General features: G+C 66.1%; 20 protein-coding genes and 1 pseudogene. 8 read left to right on the plus strand and 13 right to left on the minus strand.

Going from position 1 to position 22,931, the window contains the following annotated elements:
- Positions 1–348: 348 nt before the first annotated feature.
- The 5 genes from FLG15_RS08030 to hutI all read right to left on the minus strand — a co-directional run bounded on the left by FLG15_RS08030 (position 349) and on the right by hutI (position 6,825).
- Complete coding sequence (locus FLG15_RS08030; protein ID WP_017158165.1) at positions 349–1,077, minus strand: hypothetical protein; 729 nt, start codon at positions 1,075–1,077, stop codon at positions 349–351.
- 264 nt (positions 1,078–1,341) lie between these two features.
- A complete protein-coding gene (gene hutU, locus FLG15_RS08035) occupies positions 1,342–3,009 on the minus strand; it encodes a urocanate hydratase (RefSeq protein WP_057678549.1) in 1,668 nt (555 codons plus the stop codon).
- Positions 3,010–3,025: 16 nt separating this feature from the next.
- On the minus strand, positions 3,026–3,883 hold the full coding sequence (hutG, locus tag FLG15_RS08040; protein WP_057678550.1) for an N-formylglutamate deformylase: 858 nt from the start codon (positions 3,881–3,883) through the stop codon (positions 3,026–3,028).
- Positions 3,884–4,064: 181 nt separating this feature from the next.
- Positions 4,065–5,606 carry a histidine ammonia-lyase gene (hutH, locus tag FLG15_RS08045; protein ID WP_150145806.1) on the minus strand — a complete coding sequence of 514 codons (1,542 nt, stop codon included), beginning with the start codon at positions 5,604–5,606 and terminating at the stop codon, positions 4,065–4,067.
- A 13-nt stretch (positions 5,607–5,619) separates the two neighbouring features.
- Positions 5,620–6,825 carry an imidazolonepropionase gene (gene hutI / locus FLG15_RS08050; RefSeq protein ID WP_057678552.1) on the minus strand — a complete coding sequence of 402 codons (1,206 nt, stop codon included), beginning with the start codon at positions 6,823–6,825 and terminating at the stop codon, positions 5,620–5,622.
- A 60-nt stretch (positions 6,826–6,885) separates the two neighbouring features.
- Here hutI and FLG15_RS08055 point away from each other — a divergent pair, with 60 nt between their 5' ends.
- From FLG15_RS08055 to hutC, 3 genes and pseudogenes are all read left to right on the plus strand, one after another.
- Positions 6,886–8,256: a formimidoylglutamate deiminase gene (locus FLG15_RS08055; RefSeq protein WP_150145808.1), complete on the plus strand. Its 1,371-nt coding sequence runs from the start codon at positions 6,886–6,888 to the stop codon at positions 8,254–8,256.
- Positions 8,257–8,316: 60 nt separating this feature from the next.
- Positions 8,317–8,546 (plus strand): annotated as a pseudogene (locus FLG15_RS08060) (hypothetical protein).
- The gene (gene hutC, locus FLG15_RS08065; RefSeq protein WP_017158172.1) at positions 8,536–9,312 is read left to right on the plus strand and encodes a histidine utilization transcriptional repressor HutC; all 777 of its coding nucleotides are present in this window, start codon (positions 8,536–8,538) and stop codon (positions 9,310–9,312) included. The pseudogene FLG15_RS08060 and the gene hutC overlap by 11 nt, the downstream one beginning before the upstream one ends.
- Positions 9,313–9,498: 186 nt before the next feature.
- Here the strand turns inward: hutC and FLG15_RS08070 are convergent, their stop codons facing one another.
- The 3 genes from FLG15_RS08070 to FLG15_RS08080 all read right to left on the minus strand — a co-directional run bounded on the left by FLG15_RS08070 (position 9,499) and on the right by FLG15_RS08080 (position 12,042).
- Entirely contained in the window at positions 9,499–10,503 is a 1,005-nt protein-coding gene (locus FLG15_RS08070) for a restriction endonuclease (protein WP_057678555.1), read from the minus strand.
- A gap of 540 nt (positions 10,504–11,043) precedes the next feature.
- Positions 11,044–11,604 (minus strand): phasin family protein, encoded by a 561-nt coding sequence (locus tag FLG15_RS08075; protein WP_057678556.1) that lies wholly within the window; start codon positions 11,602–11,604, stop codon positions 11,044–11,046.
- A 162-nt stretch (positions 11,605–11,766) separates the two neighbouring features.
- Positions 11,767–12,042: a polyhydroxyalkanoic acid system family protein gene (locus tag FLG15_RS08080; RefSeq protein ID WP_017158175.1), complete on the minus strand. Its 276-nt coding sequence runs from the start codon at positions 12,040–12,042 to the stop codon at positions 11,767–11,769.
- 237 nt (positions 12,043–12,279) lie between these two features.
- Between FLG15_RS08080 and FLG15_RS08085 the strand changes: the two genes are divergently transcribed.
- Positions 12,280–13,089 carry an FHA domain-containing protein gene (locus tag FLG15_RS08085; RefSeq protein ID WP_017158176.1) on the plus strand — a complete coding sequence of 270 codons (810 nt, stop codon included), beginning with the start codon at positions 12,280–12,282 and terminating at the stop codon, positions 13,087–13,089.
- Here the strand turns inward: FLG15_RS08085 and msrQ are convergent.
- Both msrQ and msrP read right to left on the minus strand, forming a co-directional pair.
- The gene (gene msrQ, locus FLG15_RS08090; protein WP_057678557.1) at positions 13,031–13,687 is read right to left on the minus strand and encodes a protein-methionine-sulfoxide reductase heme-binding subunit MsrQ; all 657 of its coding nucleotides are present in this window, start codon (positions 13,685–13,687) and stop codon (positions 13,031–13,033) included. The two genes, FLG15_RS08085 and msrQ, sit on opposite strands and share 59 nt — an antisense overlap.
- 125 nt (positions 13,688–13,812) lie before the next feature.
- Positions 13,813–14,781, minus strand: a complete 969-nt coding sequence (gene msrP / locus FLG15_RS08095) for a protein-methionine-sulfoxide reductase catalytic subunit MsrP (protein WP_017158178.1) — start codon at positions 14,779–14,781, stop codon at positions 13,813–13,815.
- A gap of 176 nt (positions 14,782–14,957) precedes the next feature.
- Between msrP and serC the strand changes: the two genes are divergently transcribed.
- The 3 genes from serC to aroA all read left to right on the plus strand — a co-directional run bounded on the left by serC (position 14,958) and on the right by aroA (position 18,781).
- Complete coding sequence (serC, locus tag FLG15_RS08100; protein WP_017158179.1) at positions 14,958–16,043, plus strand: 3-phosphoserine/phosphohydroxythreonine transaminase; 1,086 nt, start codon at positions 14,958–14,960, stop codon at positions 16,041–16,043.
- 83 nt (positions 16,044–16,126) lie between these two features.
- Positions 16,127–17,335, plus strand: a complete 1,209-nt coding sequence (pheA, locus tag FLG15_RS08105; protein ID WP_057678559.1) for a prephenate dehydratase — start codon at positions 16,127–16,129, stop codon at positions 17,333–17,335.
- A gap of 123 nt (positions 17,336–17,458) precedes the next feature.
- Positions 17,459–18,781: a 3-phosphoshikimate 1-carboxyvinyltransferase gene (aroA, locus tag FLG15_RS08110; protein ID WP_057678560.1), complete on the plus strand. Its 1,323-nt coding sequence runs from the start codon at positions 17,459–17,461 to the stop codon at positions 18,779–18,781.
- A gap of 321 nt (positions 18,782–19,102) precedes the next feature.
- Here the strand turns inward: aroA and FLG15_RS08115 are convergent, their stop codons facing one another.
- Together FLG15_RS08115 and FLG15_RS08120 are read right to left on the minus strand one after the other, a co-directional pair.
- Positions 19,103–19,570 carry an energy transducer TonB gene (locus FLG15_RS08115; RefSeq protein ID WP_039569248.1) on the minus strand — a complete coding sequence of 156 codons (468 nt, stop codon included), beginning with the start codon at positions 19,568–19,570 and terminating at the stop codon, positions 19,103–19,105.
- 356 nt (positions 19,571–19,926) lie between these two features.
- Entirely contained in the window at positions 19,927–20,598 is a 672-nt protein-coding gene (locus tag FLG15_RS08120) for an energy transducer TonB (protein ID WP_057678561.1), read from the minus strand.
- A 111-nt stretch (positions 20,599–20,709) separates the two neighbouring features.
- Between FLG15_RS08120 and serS the strand changes: the two genes are divergently transcribed.
- The gene (serS, locus tag FLG15_RS08125; RefSeq protein ID WP_057678562.1) at positions 20,710–21,990 is read left to right on the plus strand and encodes a serine--tRNA ligase; all 1,281 of its coding nucleotides are present in this window, start codon (positions 20,710–20,712) and stop codon (positions 21,988–21,990) included.
- Positions 21,991–22,316: 326 nt separating this feature from the next.
- Here the strand turns inward: serS and FLG15_RS08130 are convergent, their stop codons facing one another.
- On the minus strand, positions 22,317–22,901 hold the full coding sequence (locus FLG15_RS08130; RefSeq protein WP_057678563.1) for an FMN-dependent NADH-azoreductase: 585 nt from the start codon (positions 22,899–22,901) through the stop codon (positions 22,317–22,319).
- Positions 22,902–22,931 lie beyond the last annotated feature (30 nt).

Genomic DNA, 22,931 nt, shown 5'->3' on the forward strand with positions numbered 1-22,931 from the left:
AGAGTCGGAGTGTGCAATGCAAGCAGACATGCTGATTTCGCCCGCGCGTCGTCCGCCGGCAGCTAACGAGGGATCGCACCATTCGTCAGTGACTCAGGACCGTTGAAGCACGAAAAAGCGCACCGCAAGCGGTGCGCTTTTTTCTTGAAGCACATCTGGCAAGCGCTCAGCTATCTCGGCAAGACAATGCTGATCTGCCCAGTGCTTGCCCACATGATGCATCAGGCCGCACGCTTTCCCGATTCCCGATTCCCGATTCCCGATTCCCGATTCCCGATTCCCGATTCCCGAATCTCGAATCTCGAATCCCGAATCCCGAATCCCGAATCCCGAATCCCGAATCCCGAATCATCCAACGTTCGCCGCCACCTCATCATCCTGCACCGCATCGCGCACATCCTGCGCCAGCGTCGCCTTGACGATGATGGAGCGAATCGCGTCGGTGGCCTCGGACAGCGGCACATCGTTGCTCAGGCGCTGGAAGGTATCGCGGCTGTTGTAGCCGGAGCCATCCTTCAGGTAATGCTCGTACATCGACAGCAGATCCTGGCAGGCGGTGATCAGCGCAGCGACATTGCCACGCACCAGTGCATGGCCAACCTGATCGAAGCTGTGCAGGCAATCGGCAAGCCAGTGCAGGTCGTAGCGCGCGGTGGCAGGCTCGGGTGCATTGTGGCCGCGGCTGTAGGCGCTGTAGCGACGCAGGCTGCGTGCCACGCGCGCCACATGCGCGAACAGCGTGCCGATCTCGCTGGCGATATCCAGCCGCTGCACCAGCACCATGGGAATCACCTGGCCGGCCGCGGCTGCCTGCTGTTCGGAGGCGTTCTGCTCATGCTGGTCCAGCGATTGCTTGAGCACGGCATAACTGCGCTGCAGCGATTCCAGTTCCAGCGTGGTGGCCGCCGCACGCGCCTTCAGTTGCGACAGCGCCGCCTGGTAGCGGCCAAGGCTGTCCTGCGTGCTGGCAAGCTCGCCGGATTCGGCACGCAGCTGGCGGCCACGCACGAACGCCAGCCCGGTAGCGATCAGCGCCCAGAGTGCGAAGGCAGGCACCAGGTAGATCAGGATGCCCATGGGGATTCCTCGAAACGTTGCATATCTTGTCGGCCTGCAACGCGCAGACTTGAGGCTGATCCTTGGTGCAAGCCCTGATCCGCGACATCGAGCTCAGACGCCGCAACTGCCTGCTCGCCGGCGCACACGATCTGAAGCGGGAAGTGGTAGCCGGCAGAGGCCCGACAGCGGGCGCCTGCGGGTGGCAACTGCACGAAGCGAGTTTCGGGCGGGGCAGCCCTGCTGCTGCAGCGGTGCTGCCAAGCGTGACGCCGTTGGGCTGGATCAGCCCAGAATCCCCGGCAAATCCAGCCCTTTTTCCTTTGCGCAATCGGTTGCAATGGCGTAACCGGCATCGGCGTGGCGCATCACGCCGGTGGCCGGGTCGTTCCAGAGCACGCGTTCGATGCGCTTGTCGGCGGCCTCGCTGCCGTCGCAGACGATGACCATGCCGGCGTGCTGCGAAAAGCCCATGCCGACGCCGCCGCCGTGGTGCAGCGACACCCAGGTGGCGCCGCTGGCGGTGTTGAGCAGGGCATTGAGCAGCGGCCAGTCGGAGACCGCGTCCGAGCCGTCGGCCATCGCTTCGGTTTCGCGATTGGGCGAGGCCACGCTGCCCGAATCCAGATGGTCGCGGCCGATCACCACCGGCGCCTTCAGCTCGCCGCTGCGCACCATGGCGTTGAAGGCCAGGCCCAGCCGGTGGCGATCGCCCAGGCCCACCCAGCAGATGCGCGCAGGCAGGCCCTGGAAGGCGATCTTTTCGGCTGCCATGTCGAGCCAGCGATGCAGGTGCGCATCGTCGGGTATGAGCTCCTTGACCTTGGCGTCGGTCTTGGCGATGTCGTCCGGGTCGCCGCTGAGCGCGACCCAGCGGAACGGGCCGATGCCGCGACAGAACAGCGGGCGGATGTAGGCGGGCACGAAGCCAGGGAAATCGAATGCGTTGTCGATGCCGGCCTCCAGCGCCATCTGGCGCAGGTTGTTGCCGTAATCCACGGTGGGCACGCCCAGTGCGTGGAAGGTGAGCATGGCGCGGATGTGGTTGGCCATCGACTCGCGCGCCGCCGCTTCCACTTCCTTGGGCGCACTTACGCGCTTTGCGTCCCAGTCTTCCACGCTCCAGCCCTGCGGCAGGTAGCCGTTGACCGGGTCGTGTGCGGAGGTCTGGTCGGTCAACAGATCCGGCTTGATCCCGCGCAGCAGCAGTTCGTCCAGCACGTCGGCAACATTGCCGAGCAGGCCGACCGACAGCGGCTTCTTCGCGGTGCACGACTCCTCGATCAGGCGCAGCGCCTCGTCCAGTGAGTCGGTCCACGTATCCAGATACCCGGTGCGCAGGCGCATGTCGATGCTGGAGCGGCGGCATTCCACTGCCAGGCAGGAGGCGCCGGCCATTACCGCCGCCAGCGGTTGCGCGCCGCCCATGCCGCCGAGACCGCCGGTGAACAGCCACTTGCCGGCCAGGTTGCCGGCGTAGTGCTGGCGGCCCATTTCCACGAAGGTTTCGTAGGTGCCCTGCACGATGCCTTGCGCGCCGATGTAGATCCAGCTGCCGGCGGTCATCTGGCCGTACATGGCCAGGCCCTTTTGATCGAGTTCGTTGAAGTGGTCCCAGTTGGCCCAGCGCGGCACCAGGTTGGAATTGGCGATCAGCACGCGCGGCGCATCGGCATGGGTGCGGAACACGCCCACCGGTTTGCCGGACTGCACCAGCAAGGTCTGGTCCTCGTCCAGACGCGTGAGCGCAGCAACGATGGCGTCGAAGGATTCCCAGTCGCGCGCGGCGCGGCCGATGCCGCCGTAGACCACCAGTTCCTGCGGGCGCTCGGCCACGTCCGGGTCCAGGTTGTTCAGCAGCATGCGCAGCGGCGCTTCGGTCAGCCAGCTCTTGGCGGTGAGCGTGGTGCCGGTGGCGGCGCGGATGACGCGGGTTGCATCGTGACGGGTCATGCCAGGTTCCTTGCAATCAACGGTTGGCCGCAGGTGGCGCGGTGTCGGAAGAGGGCGCATTGGCGAAGTGCAGGCAGGCCTGCAGCACGTGGCGCAGGACTGCGCGCAGCACCACGGCGTGTACCGGCTGCCACGGCGTTGGCCAGTTTTCGGGAGTCAGGCTGTCCGGCTCGCGCATGTAGCCGCGGCAGGCCAGTTCCATCTGCAAGGTGTGCACGCCCTGCTCGGGCTGCGCGTAGTGGCGGGTGATCCAGCCGCCCTTGAAGCGCCCGTTGCGCACCGTGCTGGAGCCGCTGCTGCGGCACAGGCTTTCCACCGCATCGACCAGGCGCCGGTCGCAGCTGCGGTCCTCGTTGCTGCCGATGTTGAATTGCGGCAATTCGCCATCGAACAGATGCGGGATGAACGAGCGGATCGAATGCGCGTCGTAGACCACGATCTTGGCGTGCTGCGCGCGCAGGCGCGCAATTTCCTCGGCAAGCGCGGCGTGGTAGGGGTCGAACCAGCGCGTGCGACGCAACGCGATCTGCGCCTGATCCGGTGCCGCGCCATCGGCATACAGCGGCTGGTTGTCGAAGGTGGTGAGCGGGCACAGGCCGGTGGTGTTCTGGCCCGGATACAGTGAAGCCCCGCTCGGGTCGCGATTGACGTCGATGACCGAGCGCGAGATGGCAGTCCGCAGCGTGGTGGCGCCCAGCGATTGTGCGAAGTCGTAAAGCTGGTGTACCCACCAATCGGTATCGCGGCGCGCCAGCCACGGCGACACGAACTGGTCGGCCACGTCCTCCGGTAACTCGGTGCCGGTATGCGGAAAACTGATGATCAACGGCGCGTCGCCGCGGTGCAGTTCCAGCCAGTCTGGCAGGGCGCTCATCGCTGCGCTCCCTGCAAACGTGCTGCGAGCGTGCGGCATGCGTTGCGCCGCTGTGCATTGCGGATGCGTCGCGTGCGCGCTGCCGCGTCACCGTTGGTGTGTGTGTTCGAAAAGATCGCCAAAGACTGCAGCTGCGGCCGCGACGATGCAGCGATTGATTCGATGCAGAAGCGCTGCCGGCTCATACGTCCTGCTCCACACCCGGCAATGGGATCGCCACCGCCTGCGCCAACGCGCCCGAGCGCACCAATGCGCTGGCAGCCAGCATATCCGGATGAAAATAGCGGTCGTCCTGCAGTGTCGGCACCTGCGCGCGCAACAGGGCACGCGCCGCTTCCAGCGCGGTGCTGGAGCGCAGCGGCGCATGGAAGTCGCAGCCCTGCACGGCGGCCAGCAGCTCGATGCCGATTACGTGTGCGGCGTTCTCGGCCATCGCCAGCAAGCGACGCGCACCGTGCGCCGCCATCGACACGTGATCTTCCTGATTGGCCGAGGTCGGAATCGAATCCACGCTGGCTGGATATGCGCGCTGCTTGTTTTCCGATACCAGCGCGGCAGCGGTCACCTGCGGAATCATGAAGCCGGAGTTCAAGCCCGGGCGCGGGGTGAGAAAGGCGGGCAGGCCGGACAGTGCGGGGTCGACCAGCATCGCGGTGCGGCGTTCGCTGATCGAGCCGATTTCGCACACCGCCAGCGCCAGCATGTCCGCGGCAAAGGCCACCGGCTCGGCGTGGAAGTTGCCGCCAGACAGCGCTTCGCCGGTATCGCTGAAGACCAGCGGGTTATCGGACACGCCATTGGCTTCGATCTCCAGGGTGCGCGCGGCCTGACGCATCACATCCAGCGCCGCGCCCATCACCTGCGGCTGGCAGCGCAGGCAGTACGGGTCCTGCACGCGCACATCGCCCAGCCGATGCGATTCGCGAATGGCCGAATCGGCCATCAGGGCGCGCAACGCCGCCGCAGTGGCGATCTGCCCGGGTTGCCCGCGCAGCGCGTGGATGCGCGCATCGAAGGGCGTGTCCGAGCCCTTGGCCGCTTCCACCGACAACGCACCGGTGACCAGCGCGGCTTGGAGGACGGTTTCGATTTCGAACAGACCGGCCAGGGCGCAGGCGGTGGAAAACTGGGTGCCGTTGAGCAGGGCCAAGCCTTCCTTTGCGCCCAGCACGCGCGGCTGCAGCTGCGCGCGTGCAAGCGCGTCGGCAGCAGGCAGGCGCTGCGCGCCGACGAAGGCTTCGCCAACGCCGATCATCACCGCGGCCAGATGCGACAGCGGTGCCAGATCGCCGGACGCGCCTACCGAGCCCTGGCACGGCACCACCGGCGTGATGCCGGCGCGCAGCATCGCTTCCAGCAACGCCAGCGTGTCCGGCTGCACGCCGGACGCACCCTGGGCCAGGCTGGTGAGCTTGAGTGCCATCATCAGCCGCACCACCGGCACCGGCGTGGGCTCGCCGATGCCAGCGGCGTGCGAGAGCACGATATTGCGCTGCAGGGTCTGCAGATCCTCGCGCTCGATACGCACGCTGGCCAGCTTGCCGAAGCCGGTGTTGACGCCATACACCGGCTCGCCACGCGCGACGATGGCTTCCACCGTTTGCGCACTGCGCAACACCGCAGCAGCGCATGCATCGTCCAACGCGACGTCGGCACCGCGGTACAGCGCACGCCATTGCGCCAGCGTGACCTGGCCGGGTTGCAAGACAACAGAAACACTCATGACGACTCCGGATTCAGCACAGATGCCCGCGCCAGACGCGGGCATGAAGAGGATTGAAGCCCATGCGGTAGACCAGATCGGCCGGCGCATCGATGTTCCAGATCGCCAGGTCGCAGTCCATGCCGGCGCGCAACTGGCCCAGGCGCTCGCTACGCCCGAGCGCACGCGCCGCCTGGCGGGTAAACCCGGCGATGCATTCGTCCACGGTCATGCGGAACAACGTCGCCGCCATGTTCATCGCCAGCAGCGGGCTGGTCAGTGGCGAGGTGCCCGGATTGCAGTCGGTGGCCAGCGCCAGCGGCACGCCGGCCGTGCGCAGCGCGGCAATCGGCGGCAGCTGGGTATCGCGGGTGAAGTAGAACGCGCCTGGCAACAGTACTGCCACCGTGCCGGCAGCGGCCATCGCCGCAACGCCGGCCGGGTCCAGGTACTCGATGTGGTCGGCCGACAACGCGCCGTAGCGTGCGGCCAGTTCCGCGCCATGCTGGTTGCTCAATTGTTCGGCGTGGATCTTGATGCGCAAGCCATGCGCTTGCGCCGCAATGAAGACCTGTTCGGCCTGCGACTGCGAGAACGCCAGATGCTCGCAGAACACGTCCACCGCCTCGGCGAGCCCTTGCGCGGCGATCGCCGGAATCATCTGCGTGCAGACCTGGTCGATGTAGTGCTGCGCCTGCCCGCCAGGCGGCACGGCATGCGCGCCCAGGAAGGTCGGCACCACTTCCACCTTGCGCAGCGCGGCGAGTTGGCGTGCCACGCGCAGCTGCTTGATTTCATCGTCCAGCGTGAGCCCGTAGCCGGATTTGATTTCCAGCGTGGTCACGCCTTCGGCGAGCAGCGCATCCAGGCGCGGCAGGCTGGCGGCCAGGAGTGCCGCATCATCGGCGGCGCGGGTGGCGCGCACCGTTGCCACGATGCCGCCGCCGGCTGCGGCGATGTCGGCATAGCTGGCGCCGCGCAGGCGTTGCTCGAACTCATTGGCGCGATTGCCGGCGTACACCAGGTGCGTGTGGCAATCGATCAGGCCGGGGCTGATCCAGCGGCGCTGGCAGTCGTGCGCACTGTCGGGCTGCAGCGCTGGCGCCTGTGCGGCCGCGCCGGCGTAGACGATATGGCCGTGCCGGCAGGCGACGATGCCATCGTCCACGATGCCCAGGCCGCCATCGGCCGCATCCAGGGTCATCAGTTGCGCGTTGTGCCACAAAACGTCGCAATGCATGGCGCAGGCTCGTGGTGTCTGATATGTATATACAATAAATTCGGCGATCGAGGGTGTCCAGTGGCAGACCAACAGGCGCAGGTGTTCTGGGCAGCCCGGGCCTTGTTGCCCGACGGCTGGGCGAGCGGCGTGCGGATCACGCTGTCACAGGGCCGCATCGGCGAGGTGCATGTCGATGCGCCTGCCGCCCCTGCCGACACGCGTTGCGATGTAGTGCTGCCTGGCCTGGGCAACCTGCATAGCCATGCCTTCCAGCGCGGCATGGCGGGGCTGACCGAAGTCGGCGGGCGCAGCGGCGACAGCTTCTGGAGCTGGCGCGAGCTGATGTACCGCTTCGTCGACCGGCTCGACCCGGACAGCCTGCAGGCGATCGCCGAGCAGGCCTATGCGGAGATGCTCGAAAGCGGCTTCACCCGGGTCGGCGAATTCCATTACCTGCATCACGCGGCGAGCGGTGCGCCGTATGCGCAGGCCGGCGAAATGTCCGAGCGCATTGCCGCCGCTGCCGCCAACACCGGCATCGGGCTCAGCCTGTTGCCGGTGTTCTATGCGCACTCGGATTTCGGTGGTGCTGCCCCCAGCCCGGCGCAGCGCCGTCTGATTCACGACATCGACGGCTTCGCGCGCTTGCTGGACCACTGCAGACACAGCCTGAAAGCGCTGCCGGACGCGGTGCTCGGGCTGGCGCCACACAGCCTGCGCGCGGTGACTCCGCAGCAACTGGCAGCGCTGGTGCCGCTTACCGATGGCCCCATCCATCTGCATATCGCCGAGCAACAGCGCGAAGTGGACGCCTGCCTGGCCTGGTCCAAGCAGCGCCCGGTGCAGTGGCTGCTGGCCAACGCGCCGGTGGATGCGCGCTGGTGCCTGGTGCACGCCACGCATGTGGATGCACACGAACTGGATGCGATTGTCGCCAGCGGCGCGGTGGTGTGTCTATGCCCGATCACCGAGGCGAACCTGGGCGATGGCGTGTTCCCGATGCAGGCCTTTGCTGCTGCGGGCGGGCGGTTTGGCGTGGGCTCGGATTCGAATGTGCTGATCGATGCAGCCGAAGAACTGCGCCTGCTCGAATACGGCCAGCGCCTGACGCTGCGGGCGCGCAATGTCTTGGCGCAGGGGCCTGTGTCGAGCGGGCGCTGGCTCTACGACCAGGCCGGCCTGGGTGCCGCGCAGGCGCTGGGCCTTGCACAGACCGGCATCCGTGCCGGCGCAGCGGCCGATCTGATCGAATTGGACACCGCGCATCCGGCGCTGCAGGCGCGCAGCGACGACGCATGGCTGGACAGCTGGCTGTTTGCCGCGCGCGGCAACGCGGTGCGCAATGTCTGGCGCGGCGGGCGCTGGGTGGTGCGCAACGGGCAACATGTCGACCGCGCCCGTATCGCCACACGGTTTGCCGCGGTGTTGCGCAGCCTGCTGGGCCAGTGACATTGGCCGTCGCACGGCGGCAAGAGCGGTCAGGTGGATGCCCAGCGGCGCGCCGGAGTCGTGGTGTACGCTTCACACCCGCCGGTTACCGGCCCCGGCCGCAACTGCCAGTGGCTGCGCCTGAACCGCGCCAAGCGGGTGCGCGCGCGCAGCCTCGCTCCTGGAGCCGGCGCAGACGCAGCTGCGTCGCCACAGCAGGTGCACGCAGTGCCCTTGTCCATGCGGCGTGCATGGTGCATGCCGCAACGTGCAGCTGGCGCACGCTGCCGACCCTGCGGCATGCCGATTGAATCGCCGCTCTTTCCGGAGACCCGTGCTTTGACCGCCACCACCACCATCGTGCCTGGCACCTTGCATCAGCGCATCCGCCAGGATCTGGAACAACGCATCCATAGCGGCGACTGGCCGCCCGGGCACCGCGTGCCGCCCGAGCACGAGTTGATGGCGCAATACGGCTGTTCGCGCATGACCGTGAACAAGGTGCTCGGCTTGCTGGCCGATGCCGGCATGATCGAACGCCGCCGCCGTACGGGTTCGTTCGTGGCACGGCAGCACCCGCATCTGGAACAGGTGGCGCTTTCGATCCCGGACATCGAAGTGGAAATGACCACGCGCGGCCATGCGTATCGGTTCTCCTTGTTGTCGCGGCAGCTGCGCAACGTGCGGCAGCGCGTGCCGCAGGAACGTGCGCTGGGCAGTACCGGCAAGGTGCTGGAATTGCAAAGCGTGCACCTGGCCGACGGCCGCCCGTTTGCGCTGGAGCGCCGGGTGATCGACATCACCACCGTGCCCGACGCATTGGACCAGCCGTTCACGGAGGTGGCGCCGGGCAGCTGGTTATTGCGCAACGTGCCATGGACGCGTGCCGAGCACCGCATCAGCGCTGCCAGTGCCGACGCCGCGCAGGCCAAGCAGCTCCAGGCGGACGATGGTGCGGCGTGCCTGGTGATCGACCGCCACACCTGGCGCGGCGAGCTGCCGGTCACCTACGTGCGCCAGATGTTCTTAGGCGGTTCGTACGATCTGGTGGCGCGGTTCGCGCCAGGACTGCGCTGAGCTGATGTCGGCAGGCGAAGGGCGCGGTACCGCAGCGCTCGAGTCGCTGCGGTTGTTGGCTGAATTGTCATCGGCCGTGTTGCAGTCGCTTTACGCCGCGATGGCGGCGACTGCGCGTTCGCAGGCATGTGTCCGGTTGAGCAAGCGCAGCGACGCTTCACCAAGACCGCAGCCAACGTCCCAGAATCAAATCGTGCTGCACTGACGCCAGCGTACCGGCTCAGCGGTTCCCGGGCGGGGGTTGAGCTGCACACGCACCGTGCGCAGGTACGGGTAGCGTTGCAGCTCGCGGCAAATCAGCGGCCATGCCGCGCTGTCTTCCACCGTCCGATCCACTACCAGGGTTGCCTGGGTCAGCCAGATGCCGCGCACCAGTCCCGGTGTCTGCGCCAACGCCTTGGAAACCTCCCGCTGATAGCCCTGGATGGTGGCCGCATCCGGTTCTGCGCCGGCTGCCGGCGCGGCCGGCGCCGCAGGAGTGGGTGAGGGCGTCGGCTGGGCAGGACTGGCGGAGGCGGTAGGTGCCGCGACCACGCGGGCCGGTGCAGGAGCAGGCGAAGACGCCGCGGTGCGCGATGTGGCCGGCGTCGGCGTCGGCGTCGGCGGGCGCAGCGTCAGCACCGCCATGACTGCCAGCGTCGCCAATGCGGCACCGGCGATGATGCTGTGGCGGATCGCGCGGCGGCGCGCCGCACCGACCACGCCGGCTTCCACATCGCCAGGCAGATAGGGTTTGAGCAGCGGCCACAGACGCACACCGTCCAGCACTTCGATCGATTGCTTCTCCGCGGCGGCGATGCCTTCGCGCTCCATGCGGCCTTCGGTCACCATCACGCCGCCGTTGGCACCGGCCAGCCGCGCCATCGCGCCCAGCTCGTTCACTGCCGCCACGCCGATGCGATAACCGCGCCCGTGCTTGCAGGCCACCAGCCGGGTGCCATGCTCGGTCTGCATCATGAAATCGGCGGTGGGCAGGCCATCCTGCGGCAACTGCGTGGGCTGCCATCCGCGTTGATCCTGCAGAACGCGCAGCACCACGGCGGAAAAATCGCGCCAGTGCATGATGGCCATGGCGCGTACGCCTTCATGCACTTCATTGGCGCGTCGTCGCACTAGCCACAGGTAGGCAGACACCGCCAGCCAGAGCAGCAGTGCGGCCAAGGGCGCCAGAATCCAGTAAGGCATGAGCATCAAGCAATGGCGCGTATAACGAATCGTGCGTGTAGAAGAATCCTTCGCGAAAGATTCGTCAATGGATCGTGCGCGGTGATATCGCGAGCCGTGATCAAGATAGCGAAAGACCCGCCAGTCCGAAGCCGTGAGGGGAGGGGAGCAAACGGACTTCGTAACGCAGGACTGGCGGGTCGTCCCCGATTGTCCAAAAAATCATGCTGCTTTGCAACATCGGGAGGCGGGGCTGCTTTGAAGCGCTAAGGCCTTGATTCACAAAGGCTGCACGGGTCCGAATCGCGCTTCAGCAACGCCGCATCCTTATGCCGGTCCATCGCCAGTGCCTGGCTGCGGCCTGCCGAACACACCACTCAGGGTCGTTGTACGCACCGGCGCAGGGGGAACAGCCAGTGACACCGCTCAAGGTGGCGAGGGCTACGCGCTGGCCGGCGGGCAGACGTGTAGCGCGCACTTGCACCTGCACCTCGGCGATGACGCTCTTCATCGCCTCGGGCAACAGCCGCGCCGTCTCGTGACAGCGCGGCTGCTTCACCGTGGTGCCTATTCCGGGTCGAACGCAGCGGGATTGCCGGACGACGATGCCGCCCCGGCACCCGCGCCGCCCGCGCCGGTCGTCTCGCTGGCGGCCTGCGCCGCCTGGTTGGCGGTACGGTTGGCACGCTTGGTGGCCGCCGTATTGGCGCGGACCTGGGCTTTTAGCGACTCCACCTCGCGCCGCAGGTTTTCCAATTCTTCCTGCTTGGGAATGTTGAGCGTGCGCAGGACACCCTTCACGCGTTCGTCGAAGGCCTTGCCCAGTTTGTCCCAGCCGCGCACCGCGGTATCGCGTGCCTGCTCGAACTGGGTTTCCACCTCTTCGCGCAATTCGTCGACGCTCTCGGCTGCCCTGCGCTGGCCGGTGCGCTCATAGGCGGCGCCCTCGCGCACCAACGAGTCGAACAGCTTGCTGCCTTCGTTCTGCACGCGCCCGAGCGCGCCCAGGCCGGCAAGCCACACGGTCTGAGCCGATTCGCCAAGCCGGCGCGAGATCTGTTCCGCCTGCGCCTGGAAGCCCTGGGCCGCGTTGCCGCGGTTACCGTTCTGATCGTATCCGGTCGTCATGCGATGCTCCTGTAGGTTGCCAACGTGACATTGCATTCACCCTAGTGCCGACCCTGCATCGGGCAGGTGAAACAGTGCCCGATCAGGCGAGCTGAAAGCATCTACCCGCAGGCGCCCGGGCAGGTGACTTGACGCTGAAGCAGCGCAGACCCAGTCGCTCCATCAGGCCAGTTTCTCGGCCAGCAAGCGACGGATTTCCGATTCCACCATCGGCTGCATCGCCGACAGCAAAAAGCCGAGCTCGGCGGTGACGTGCACTTGCTGCGGGAGCAGCGCGATTGCTCCGTCCACGCCCGCACGTGCGATGCGCAAGGTGTCGCCTTCCCAATGCGAAGCGACGCCGTAGCGATCGGCCAGCTTGCGCGCCGCCTCGTCGATGGCCGCGCGGGCCTGGGCCGGCGTCAAGGAATGGTCGTGGCGGATATCGATGCTGGACATGGGGGCGATGGGTCATGCGAAAAGTGAGGGCGCATTGTGCGCATGCCAGGGCCCCGCTCCAAGTGCGGCCGTGTGTGGTGGTGTTGTCGAGGTCGGAAATGCAGGTCTGCGAGCTGCGCTGCCCTGGCGCCTGCTCAGCCGGCGGCAGCGCGTCCCTGGCGCGCGCGCCAGCGATCCAGCACGCTCCGATCACGAACGATGGCCGCGCATGGGGACAAACCTGCTAGGCTGCGGCCGGTGCGCGACCTGCAAGTTCATTTCACCCACCGGCAGCAGCCGGATCATTCCCTCAAGCCCGGCGTCCACCGGATCGTCCGTCATGCCTCCGGCAGCGTGCGGGTGGTCGGCGATGCGCAGGGCGCGTTGCTGTTGGCGCAGTTTTGCCTGGACCAACGCGGCCTGTGGCTGCAGGTCGCCAACGGAATCCGCGGTATCCACGTCAATGGGCGCCCGGTGCGCCGCATGGCGCTGCTGCGTGCGGGCGATGCGATCTATGCCGATGGCGTGGAAATGCTGTTGCGCAGTGCCCCGTCCAGTGCGCCGGCCAATGATATCCACGACGACGCGGCCAGCCTCGGCGAGGTCTGCCTGCTGTTGCGCGGCATAGGCGGCCGCCATCACGGGCGCAGCTTTACCCTGGATCGCGCGCGTCTGGTCGGCAGCGATGCCGCCGCCGATATCGTCATCGACGACCCGGCATTCGCGGCGCAGCACGCGCGTCTGGAGCGGCACGGCGACCGTGTGCTGATCCGCGATCTGGGCTCGGAAGAGGGGAGCTGGATCAATGGCGTCCAGGTGCGCGACGGCTGGCTGCAGGCGGGCGACCAGGTCGTGTTCGATGCGCGCCACCGCTTCGTGGTGGAGGTGCCGCGGACGCACCACAGCACCACCTGGGATCTGCCCGATACCGAACCCCTGCCGCCGCCGCGTGCGGCTGCAGAGCCGACGCGCGCACCGGTGAAGGTGGCCCGCTGGCCCTGGTTGCTGCTCAGCGCGGTGTTGCTGGCGGCGGCGTTGAGCGCCTTGCTGTGGTTCGGCGCGCGCTGAGTTTTTTCCAGACGCGCCAGCCCAGCAAGACCGCAAGAATGCCCGCGTACAGGGCCGGCTCGCGGATGTCGGATTTCACCAGCCACCAGAAATGCAGCACCGCCAGCAGGCCGATCGGGTAGATCAGCATGTGCAGGCGGCTCCAGTTGCGCTTGAGCCGGCGCATCCACCCCTGGGTGGAGGTGATCGCCAGCGGCATCAGCAACAACCACGCCGCAAACCCCACCGTGATGTAGGGGCGCTTGAGGATCTCCTCGAAAATCTGCGTCCAGAAGCCGCGCAGGTCCAGCGTGAGGTAAGCCGCCAGATGCACGCTGGCGTAGAAGAACGCGTACAGGCCCAGCATGCGGCGGAAGCGGATCACCACGGCCTGCCCGGTGAGTTGGCGCAACGGCGTGATCGCCAGCGTGATCAGCAAGAAACGCAGTGCCCACAGCCCGGTGCGGTGTTCGATCTCGGCCACCGGGTCGGCGCCCAGCGCGTCGCTGCCGCGTTGCCACACCTGCCAGAATTGCCAGCCGAGCAGGGCGATCGGCGCCAGCGCCGCGGCATGCACCAGGGCCTTGGCGGCAATCACGGAAGTGGATGTCTTGGCCATGCGATCTCGAAGAAGGAAACAAGGCTGAAGCGTAGGAGCGCACCCGGGCGCGACTGGCATGACCAATAAAGCCAGCCGCGCCCGGGCGCGCTCCTATGCCGGGTCGATGTCAGAGTGTGCGTTGCCTAGAACCACTTCTTCAGGTCCATCCCCGCATACAGCGAGGCGACCTGCTCGGCGTAGCCATTGAAGGGCTTGGTCGCAATCCGCTCGGCAAACAGCTTGCTGGCGGTACCGGCGATGCGGCGCTCGGTCTTCTGGCTCCAGCGCGGATGGTCCACGGCCGGATTGACGTTGGAAAAGAAGCCATATTCGGACGGCTGCAGATCGTGCCAGGCGGTCTCGGGCATTTTTTCAACGAAACGGATTTCCACGATCGACTTGATGCTCTTGAAGCCGTACTTCCACGGCACCACCAGGCGCAATGGCGCGCCGTTCTGTTGCGGCAGCGGCTTGCCGTACAAACCGGTGGCCAGCAGGGTCAGCGGATGCATCGCCTCGTCGATGCGCAGGCCTTCACGATACGGCCAGTTGATCGAACGGTAGCGCACGCCCGGCATCTGTTGCGGGTCGGCCAGGGTGGTGAATGCGACGTACTTGGCCTTGGAGGTCGGCGCGAAGCGCTTGAGTACCTCTCCGAGCGGCACGCCCGTCCACGGGATCACCATCGACCAGCCTTCCACGCAGCGCAGCCGGTAGATCCGTTCTTCCGGCGCGATGCCCTTGAGCAGCTCATCCAGCGACAGGCTGCCGGGCTTCTCGCATTCGCCGCCCACCTTCACTGTCCAAGGCGACAGCTTCAGGGTCTTGGCCGCCTTGGACGGATCGGTCTTGTCGGTACCGAACTCGTAGAAGTTGTTGTAGCTGGTGACGTCTTCCAGCCGGGTCAGTTCCTCGGCCGTGCGAAACCCGCTGCGCGCCTGCGCCGGCGTCACCACGGTCTTGGGCGGCGGGGGCGGGTCGGCCTCGGCACAGCCGGCCACGCCCAGCGCGGGGGTCAACGCAAATAACTGCAGCAGCCGGCGGCGGTCGCGGTAAACGGCCTCATCGGTGATCTCGCTGGACGGCAAGTTGAAAGCATCGCGAAACGACATGGCAGGCTCCGGCAGTGGCTGCAACGTGAGAGTAACGAACCGGGACAAAAGTTCGCCTTGGCACCTGTCTACGTTACGTCAGGCTCAGTCAAAAGGATGCAGCTGCAACTTTTTTGTCCGCTGCCAAGCCCGATGCGCTGCGGCATACTAGAAGGCTAGCTCGACCAAGGTGTGCCATGACACGCGCGTTCAATTTCAGTGCCGGCCCTGCGACATTGCCGGAATCGGTCCTGCGGCAGGCGCAGGCAGAGATGGTCGAGTGGAACGGCGTCGGCGCCTCGATCGTGGAAATCAGCCACCGCAGCGCCGATTTCATGGCGGTGGCCGCTGCCGCCGAAGCCGATCTGCGCAGTTTGTTGTCGATTCCCGACGACTATGCAGTGCTGTTCACCGCCGGTGGCGCCACCACCATCCAGGCGCTGCTGCCGCTGAATTTTGCCGCGCCCGGCCAGGCGGCCGACTACGTGATCACCGGGCATTGGGGCAAGACCGCGATCAAGCAGGCGGCAACGTCCGTGGACGCGCGCATCGCGGCCGACGCGCAGGCCGATGGCTTCGTCGACATTCCCCCTGCGGGCAGCTGGACCCTGTCGCCGCATTCGGCCTATGTGCACATCACCGCCAACGAAACCATCCATGGCGTGGAGTTTCGCGACACGCCGGACGTGGGCACGTTACCGTTGTTTGCCGACTTCAGTTCGTCGATCGCCTCCGAGCCGCTGGATATTTCGCGCTACGGGCTGATCTACGCCGGCGCACAGAAGAATCTCGGTCCGGTCGGCATTTCGGTGGTGATCGTGCGGCGCGATCTGCTGGAGCGCGCGGGGCAGCCGCGTGCGGACATCTTCAATTACGCCTCGCATGCCGCGCGCGATTCGATGCTCAACACGCCGCCGACCTGGAATTGGTACCTGCTCGGGCTGACCGTGAAGTGGATGCTGGAACAGGGCGGGGTGCAGGAGTTCGCGCGTCGCAATGCCGAGAAGGCCGCGCTAGTGTATGGCGCCATCGACGGCTCCGGCGGCTTCTATCGCAACCTGATCAAACCGGCAGTGCGTTCGCGCATGAACATCCCGTTCTTTCTGCCGGACGAGCAGCTGGATGCGCTGTTCGTCAGCGAATCCAAGGCAGCCGGGCTGCTCGCATTGAAGGGGCACAAGGCGGTCGGTGGCATTCGGGCGTCGCTGTACAACGCGATGCCGGTGGCCGGCGCGCAAGCGCTGGCCGCGTTCATGCACGACTTCCAGCAGCGTCACGGCTGAGTCTTTATCTACCTGCGGCGTCTGCCGCGCAGGCGCATGCGCTGACAGCGCACATGTGCCGCCATTTTTAGGAATGCCCCGCGATGGCCCCCAAGTCCAACAAGCCCACGGCCGCCACAGGCGGCAAGAAAAAGCCGACCAAGACATCGGTGCGTGCTTCAGACAGCAAGCCTGCAAACACGCCGGCTGAAAAGGCTGCGATCAAGACCGCAGCACCGGTGCTGGCCGATGTGCGTGCCAAGATCGACGAGATCGACCGCAATATCCAGGCGCTGATTGCCGAGCGCGCCAACTTCGCCCATCAGGTCGGCAAGGCCAAGGGCAAGCTTGCAGCGGCGGTGGATTACTACCGCCCCGAGCGCGAGGCGCAGGTGCTGCGCATGGTGGTGGACCGCAACGAAGGCCCGCTCAGCGACGAAGTGCTGGTGCACGTGTATCGCGAAATCATGTCGGCATGCCTGGCCCAGCAGGAGCCGCTGAAGATCGGTTATCTCGGCCCGGAAGGCACCTTCAGCCAGCAGGCGGTGCTCAAGCATTTCGGTCGCTCGGCGGTGGGCTTGCCGATGGCGACCATCGAAGAAGTGTTCCAGGAAGTGGAAGCCGGCAATGCCGATTTCGGCGTGGTGCCGGTGGAAAATTCGGGGCAGGGCACCATCCAGGTCACCTTGGACATGTTCCTGACCTCCAACCTGAAAATCTGCGGCGAAGTCGAGCTGCGCGTGCATCAGTACCTGCTCTCGCGCAACGGTCGGCTGGAAGATATCGAACGCATCTATGCGCATTCGCAATCCTTCGCGCAGACTGCAGGTTGGTTGCGCTCGCATCTGCCCAAGGTGGAGAAGATCGCGGTGTCCAGCAACGCCGAGGGCGCTCGCCGTGCACGCAATGCCGAAGATGCCGCGGCCATCGGCGGCGAAAGCGCAGCGCACGTGTATGGCTTGAAGAAAGTCATCATGAAGTCGATCGAGGACGACGACGACAACACCACGCGTTTCCTGGTGATCGGGCGGCAGATCTTTCCTTCGTCCGGACACGATCGCACTTCGGTGCTGGTGTTCATCCACGACAAGCCGGGTGCGTTGTTCGACGTGCTCAGCCCGTTCGCACGCCACGGCATCAGCATGAACCGCATCGAGTCGCGGCCCTCGCATCAGGCCAAGTGGGAATACGGCTTCTTCATCGATCTGATCGGCCATGTCGAAGACGATGCGATGAAGCAGGCGCTGGCCGAGCTGAAAGCGCACTCGGCACAGATCAAGGTGCTGGGTTCGTATCCGGTGGCCATTCCCTGAGCGTCGACGCTCGCTTCCACAGTCCATGCTGGCGCGCCGCAACCTTGTATTGGCTGCAGCGCCGCAACCTTCTTCAAAGCGCATCGTCAGCGTTGGCGATGCCGTAGCCATCGGATCACATGCATGAGCAGCAGCACGCATCACTGGATTGCCCGACGCGGCATCGCACTGCAGGGCAGCCTGGCCATTCCGGGCGATAAATCGGTTTCGCACCGCGCGGTCATGTTCGCCGCGCTCGCCGACGGCGTTTCGCAGATCGATGGGTTTCTGGAAGGCGAAGACACGCGCGCCACCGCTGCCATTTTCGCCAAGCTGGGCGTGCGCATCGAAACGCCGTCGGCGTCGCGGCGCATCGTGCACGGTGTGGGTGTGGATGGTCTGCAGCCGCCGACCGAGGCACTGGATTGCGGCAATGCCGGCACCGGGATGCGTCTGCTGGCCGGCCTGTTGGCTGCGCAGCGCTTCGACAGCGTGCTGGTGGGAGACGAGTCGTTATCCAAGCGGCCGATGCGGCGCGTGACCGGCCCGCTGGCGCAGATGGGCGCGCGGATCCAGACGCAGGACGACGGCACGCCGCCATTGCACGTGCACGGTGGGCAGGCGCTGCACGGCATCGATTTCGTCTCGCCGGTTGCCAGTGCGCAGGTCAAGTCTGCGGTGCTGCTGGCCGGTCTCTATGCGCAGGGCGAGACCTCGGTGACCGAGCCGCATCCCACCCGCGACTACACCGAGCGCATGTTGTCGGCGTTCGGCGTGGAGATCGATTTTTCGCCCGGTCAGGCCCGTTTGCGCGGTGGACAGCGTCTGCGCGCGAAAGATATCGCGGTACCTGCGGATTTTTCGTCGGCTGCGTTCTTCATCGTCGCAGCCAGTGTTGTTCCTGGCTCGGAAGTCGTGCTGCGCGCGGTCGGACTGAATCCACGCCGCACCGGGCTGCTGGCCGCGTTGCGCCTGATGGGCGCGGATATTGCCGAAGAAAACCATGCCGAACACGGCGGTGAGTCGGTCGCCGATCTGCGCGTGCGTTACGCGCCATTGCGTGGCGCGCAGATTCCCGAAGCGCTGGTGCCGGACATGATCGACGAGTTCCCGGCCTTGTTCGTCGCTGCCGCTGCGGCGAGCGGACAGACCGTGGTGACCGGCGCTGCCGAATTGCGGGTCAAGGAGTCCGACCGCTTGGCGGCGATGGCTACCGGCTTGCGCACGCTCGGCGTGCGGGTCGACGAAACGCCGGATGGTGCCACCATCCACGGCGGCAGCATCGGCAGCGGCGTGATCGAAAGTCATGGCGACCATCGCATCGCCATGGCGTTCGCCATTGCCGGCCAGCTGTCCACGGGCCAGGTGCAGGTGAACGACGTGGCGAATGTGGCGACCTCGTTCCCGGGCTTCGACACCCTGGCACAGGGCGCCGGGTTCGGGCTGGAAACCACCGGGCACCGCTAACGCCTTATCCGTCGCAGAATTGCTTGGATCTCACGGTTCGCACGGCTGGCATAGGAACGCAGCCGCTCGTGGGGCTGGGGATGACCCACACGGTGTAGTGCTTCCACTGCATGCGTGATGTGCCGCTCTTGCATCATCCATCAGCGGCACGCTTGCTTGGAGGCGCGACGTGGGTCGAAACCAGGACCGCCGGTGATTTGCAGGCTAGCGCGTGCCCATCCGCAAGGGTGCGCAGAACGTTCTGCCGGCAAGTCAGCAGCCAGAAACGCGCCGCGACTTCGCTCACGTTGCCGTCAAGAAGCCGCCGCGCTGCACAAATCTTCAACGCTGCGCGGTGAATTCCACCGGCACCTGCACAGTGCTCACCACTGCATGACCGTCGCGCGTGGCGGGCTCGAAGCGCCACCGACGCAAGCTCTCCATCACCGCTGCATCCAGCCGCGGGTCGTCGCTGCCGCTACGGTCGACGATGGTCACATCGCTGACTCGGCCCTGCACATCCAATTGCAAACGTGCGGTGCGGCTGCCTTGAATGCCGGCGCGTGCCACGCTAACCGGGTAGCTCGGCATTGCGTTGCCCGGAAGCGGCTTGGCCTCAACGCTGCTGACGGCTGGGCGAGCAGGCTGGTGCGCCACCATCGTCATCGCGCGCGGGCCATCGGTCGTCGGCAGGATTTGCCGACTCGCCGCCGGCAGCGGCCGCGTGTCAGTAGCGAACGACTCGTCGCTATGGCGCGCCCACCACCAGCTGGGGACCACGATGAGCAAGGCAACCAGCGTTGCCCACATCCAGGGCGAAGCGCCGTCGCTCGCCACGTCCTGGGGCCGCTCCACGGAGCGCCGGCCGTGTTGCGGTAGCGACGATGGGTGAGCGGATGAAGGATTCGAAGTGACGGACATGGCCGACCTCCTGGCGCATCTGCGGATGACGTGACCAGTCTGGTTGGCGCTACCTGAGGGGCAGCTAAGGCGGCCAGCGGATGAAACGCTAGTGCTTGCTGGATGTTCAGCTTAGTCAAGCTGACATTGCGGCGCAGTTAAAACCACATGGTGTTTGTGCTGCGTAGCGTTAACCAAGGCTTGCTGCGCCAGGCTCGGGCACTCGCGATTCGGCGACACGCAACATGCCCGAGGGTTAGTTCCGCTTACTGCGCAGGCTTGAACTCGAATGGGATGTCCATGCTGCCAGCCACCGGCTGGCCATTGCGCTGCGCCGGGTGGAAGCGCCAGTGCCGCACCGCTTCCATGGCCGCACGGTCCAGATCGCGCGAGCCGCTGCGCTGCACCAGGGTCACGCCACCGGGATTGCCGGCGGCATCCACGTCGACCCGCACCACCACATCACCGGCATCGCCGCGACGCAGCGCAGCCGGCGGGTAGCGCGGTGGCGGCATCTGGCCCTGGATCGGTACCGGGCGGTCGCCGCCAGCGACCGGCGCGTTGACCGCCGCGGCGCTGCCAGCGGCACCTGGCGCACCGGGTGCCGCATTTTCCGGCAGCGGCGTCGGTGCGGGTGGGGCAGGTGGCGGGGTGTCCACGAGGGTGGGTGTTTCAGCTGGCGGCTTGGCCTGCGGCATGTCGCTGGCACCGTCCTGCGCGGGCAACGGCGCCGGCAGCGGTGCGATGGTGTCGTCGGCCTGCGCGCCTGCGGTCGGCTGTGCCGGCGAGGCTTTATAGAAGTCGTCCTTGCGGCCGGTGGCCCAGACCAGCAGGAACAACAGCAGGCCGGCAGCGAAGGCGATGCCGGCGATTTTCAGCGTGTGGCGGGGCAGACGCAGCACGATAGGGCGATCGGACGCAGGACGGGGCGCGGGCATAGGGCTCACCTGAAGAATCGCCACAATTCTGGCATAGCCGTAGTGAATCGATCGCAGCAGGTGGCGGAACAGGCGATAATCTCGTGCTATTCCACTGACGCCCATATTCCGATGCTAGATCCGGCCCTGCTTCGCCAACACCCCGCCGACCTTGCCGAGCGCCTGCGCAGCACGCGCAGTTTCTCCCTGGACACTGCGGAACTGGAGTCGCTGGAGAGCGAGCGCAAGCGTATCCAGGTGCGCACGCAGGAACTGCAGAGTCAGCGCAATTCCAAGTCCAAGGCGATCGGGCAGGCCAAGGCCAAGGGCGAAGATGTGGCCGCGCTGATGGCCGAAGTGGCTGGGTTCGGCGATGAGCTCAAGGCGTCCGAAGATAAGCTGGATGCGATTCGCGCCAAGCTCGAGGGCATCGCGCTTGGCCTGCCCAATCTGCCGGCCGAGGATGTGCCGCTTGGCAAGGACGAAAGCGAGAACGTCGAGCAATCGCGTTGGGGCACGCCGCGTCAATTCGATTTCGCCGTCAAGGACCATGTGGAACTCGGCGCGCCGCACGGTTGGCTGGATGGCGAAACGGCAGCCAAACTGTCGGGCGCGCGGTTCACCGTGCTGCGTGGTCCGGTCGCGCGTCTGCACCGTGCCTTGGCGCAGTTCATGCTGGACCTGCATCTGGGCGAGCACGGCTACGAAGAAACCAACGTGCCGCTGCTGGTCAATGCCGATTCGATGCGTGGCACTGGTCAGCTGCCGAAATTCGAAGACGATCTGTTCCAGACCGAAGTGGGCGAGTCGCGCCGTTATCTTATCCCCACCTCCGAAGTGCCGCTGACCAACATCGTGCGCGACGAGATCATCGATGCCGAGCGTCTGCCATTGCGCATGACCGCGCATTCGATGTGTTTCCGCGCCGAAGCCGGCAGCGGTGGCCGCGATACGCGCGGCATGATCCGCCAGCACCAGTTCGAGAAAGTGGAGCTGGTCACCGCCTGCGCGCCGGAAGACAGCGATGCCGAGCATCAGCGCATGACGCGCTGCGCCGAAGTGGTGCTGGAACAACTCGGCCTGCCGTATCGCAAGGTGTTGCTGTGCACCGGGGACATGGGCTTTTCCGCGATCAAGACTTACGATCTGGAGGTCTGGTTGCCGTCGCAGAATACCTATCGCGAAATTTCGTCCTGTTCCAATTGCGGCGATTTCCAGGCGCGGCGCATGCAGGCGCGCTGGCGCAACCCGGTCAGCGGCAAGCCGGAGTTGCTGCACACGCTCAACGGTTCCGGCACTGCCGTGGGCCGCGCGATGATCGCGGTCATGGAGAACTACCAGAACGCCGATGGCTCGATCGACGTGCCGCAGGTGCTACGTCCGTACATGGGCGGGCTCGAGCGCATCGGCTGAGTGCGGCTGACGGGAAGACGGCGCTCATCACCAGGCGGTGTGGGCGGTGTTCGATGTGCATAGTGCATTCGGGCACTGCGGCTGCCCGGCCAGATCCACGCCCATCAGACGCGCGCTCGCTACGCGTTGGTAGCGGCCACCAAATGCGAGTGTCGAGTGCCGTGTGCGATGTCTGGCGCACAGCGTTCGGGAGCGTGTGAGTGCGAGCTCCCTGGCTACTGGATACCGACGCGAAAAAAACGGGGCCAGCGATGGTCCCGTTTTTCGTTGCCGGCATGTCGCAGTCATGACGACCTTTCGACGCGTCAACGCATCAAGCCCCAGGCTTACGCGCTCACAACAGCTTCTTCTTCCTCACCCAGCCCCGCCAGCGCCGAGGCCAGCGCATCGGCGCGATGCTGTGGCGAATACGCCACGCCCTCTGCACGCACGAAGCTGATGTCGTCGATGCCCAGGAAGCCCAATACCTGGCGCAGATACGGCTCCTGAAAATCGTTGGTCGGCTCGGCATAGATGCCACCACGCGCGCTGGCGATGATGACGCGCTTTCCGCCAGCCAGGCCTTCCGGGCCATTGGCGGTGTAATGGAAGGTGCGCCCGGCGACTGCGATGCGATCGATCCAGGCCTTGAGTGTGGAGGGGATGGCGAAGTTGTACATCGGTGCGCCAATCACGATGACGTCGGCTTGCAGGAACTGCTGCATCACCGCTTCGGCGGCCGCGGCCTCTGCCGGATCGGCCTGCGCCAGCGTCTGCGCGGTCAGATGCGGAATCGGGTGGCGGTCGAGGTCGCGATACGCTACGTCCACCTCGGGATGGAGCCGGCGCTGCTGCTCCACGACGGCGGCGCTGAGCACGCGGCTGACGGAATTGGCGCCCAGAGCGCTTGAATCGAGGTGCAGCAGTTTCATGGCAGTGACCTGTGGCAAGCGGCAGCGCCG

Origin of the sequence: Xanthomonas phaseoli pv. dieffenbachiae, from assembly GCF_008639345.1 — a bacterium.
Classification (GTDB): Bacteria; Pseudomonadota; Gammaproteobacteria; order Xanthomonadales; family Xanthomonadaceae; genus Xanthomonas; species Xanthomonas phaseoli.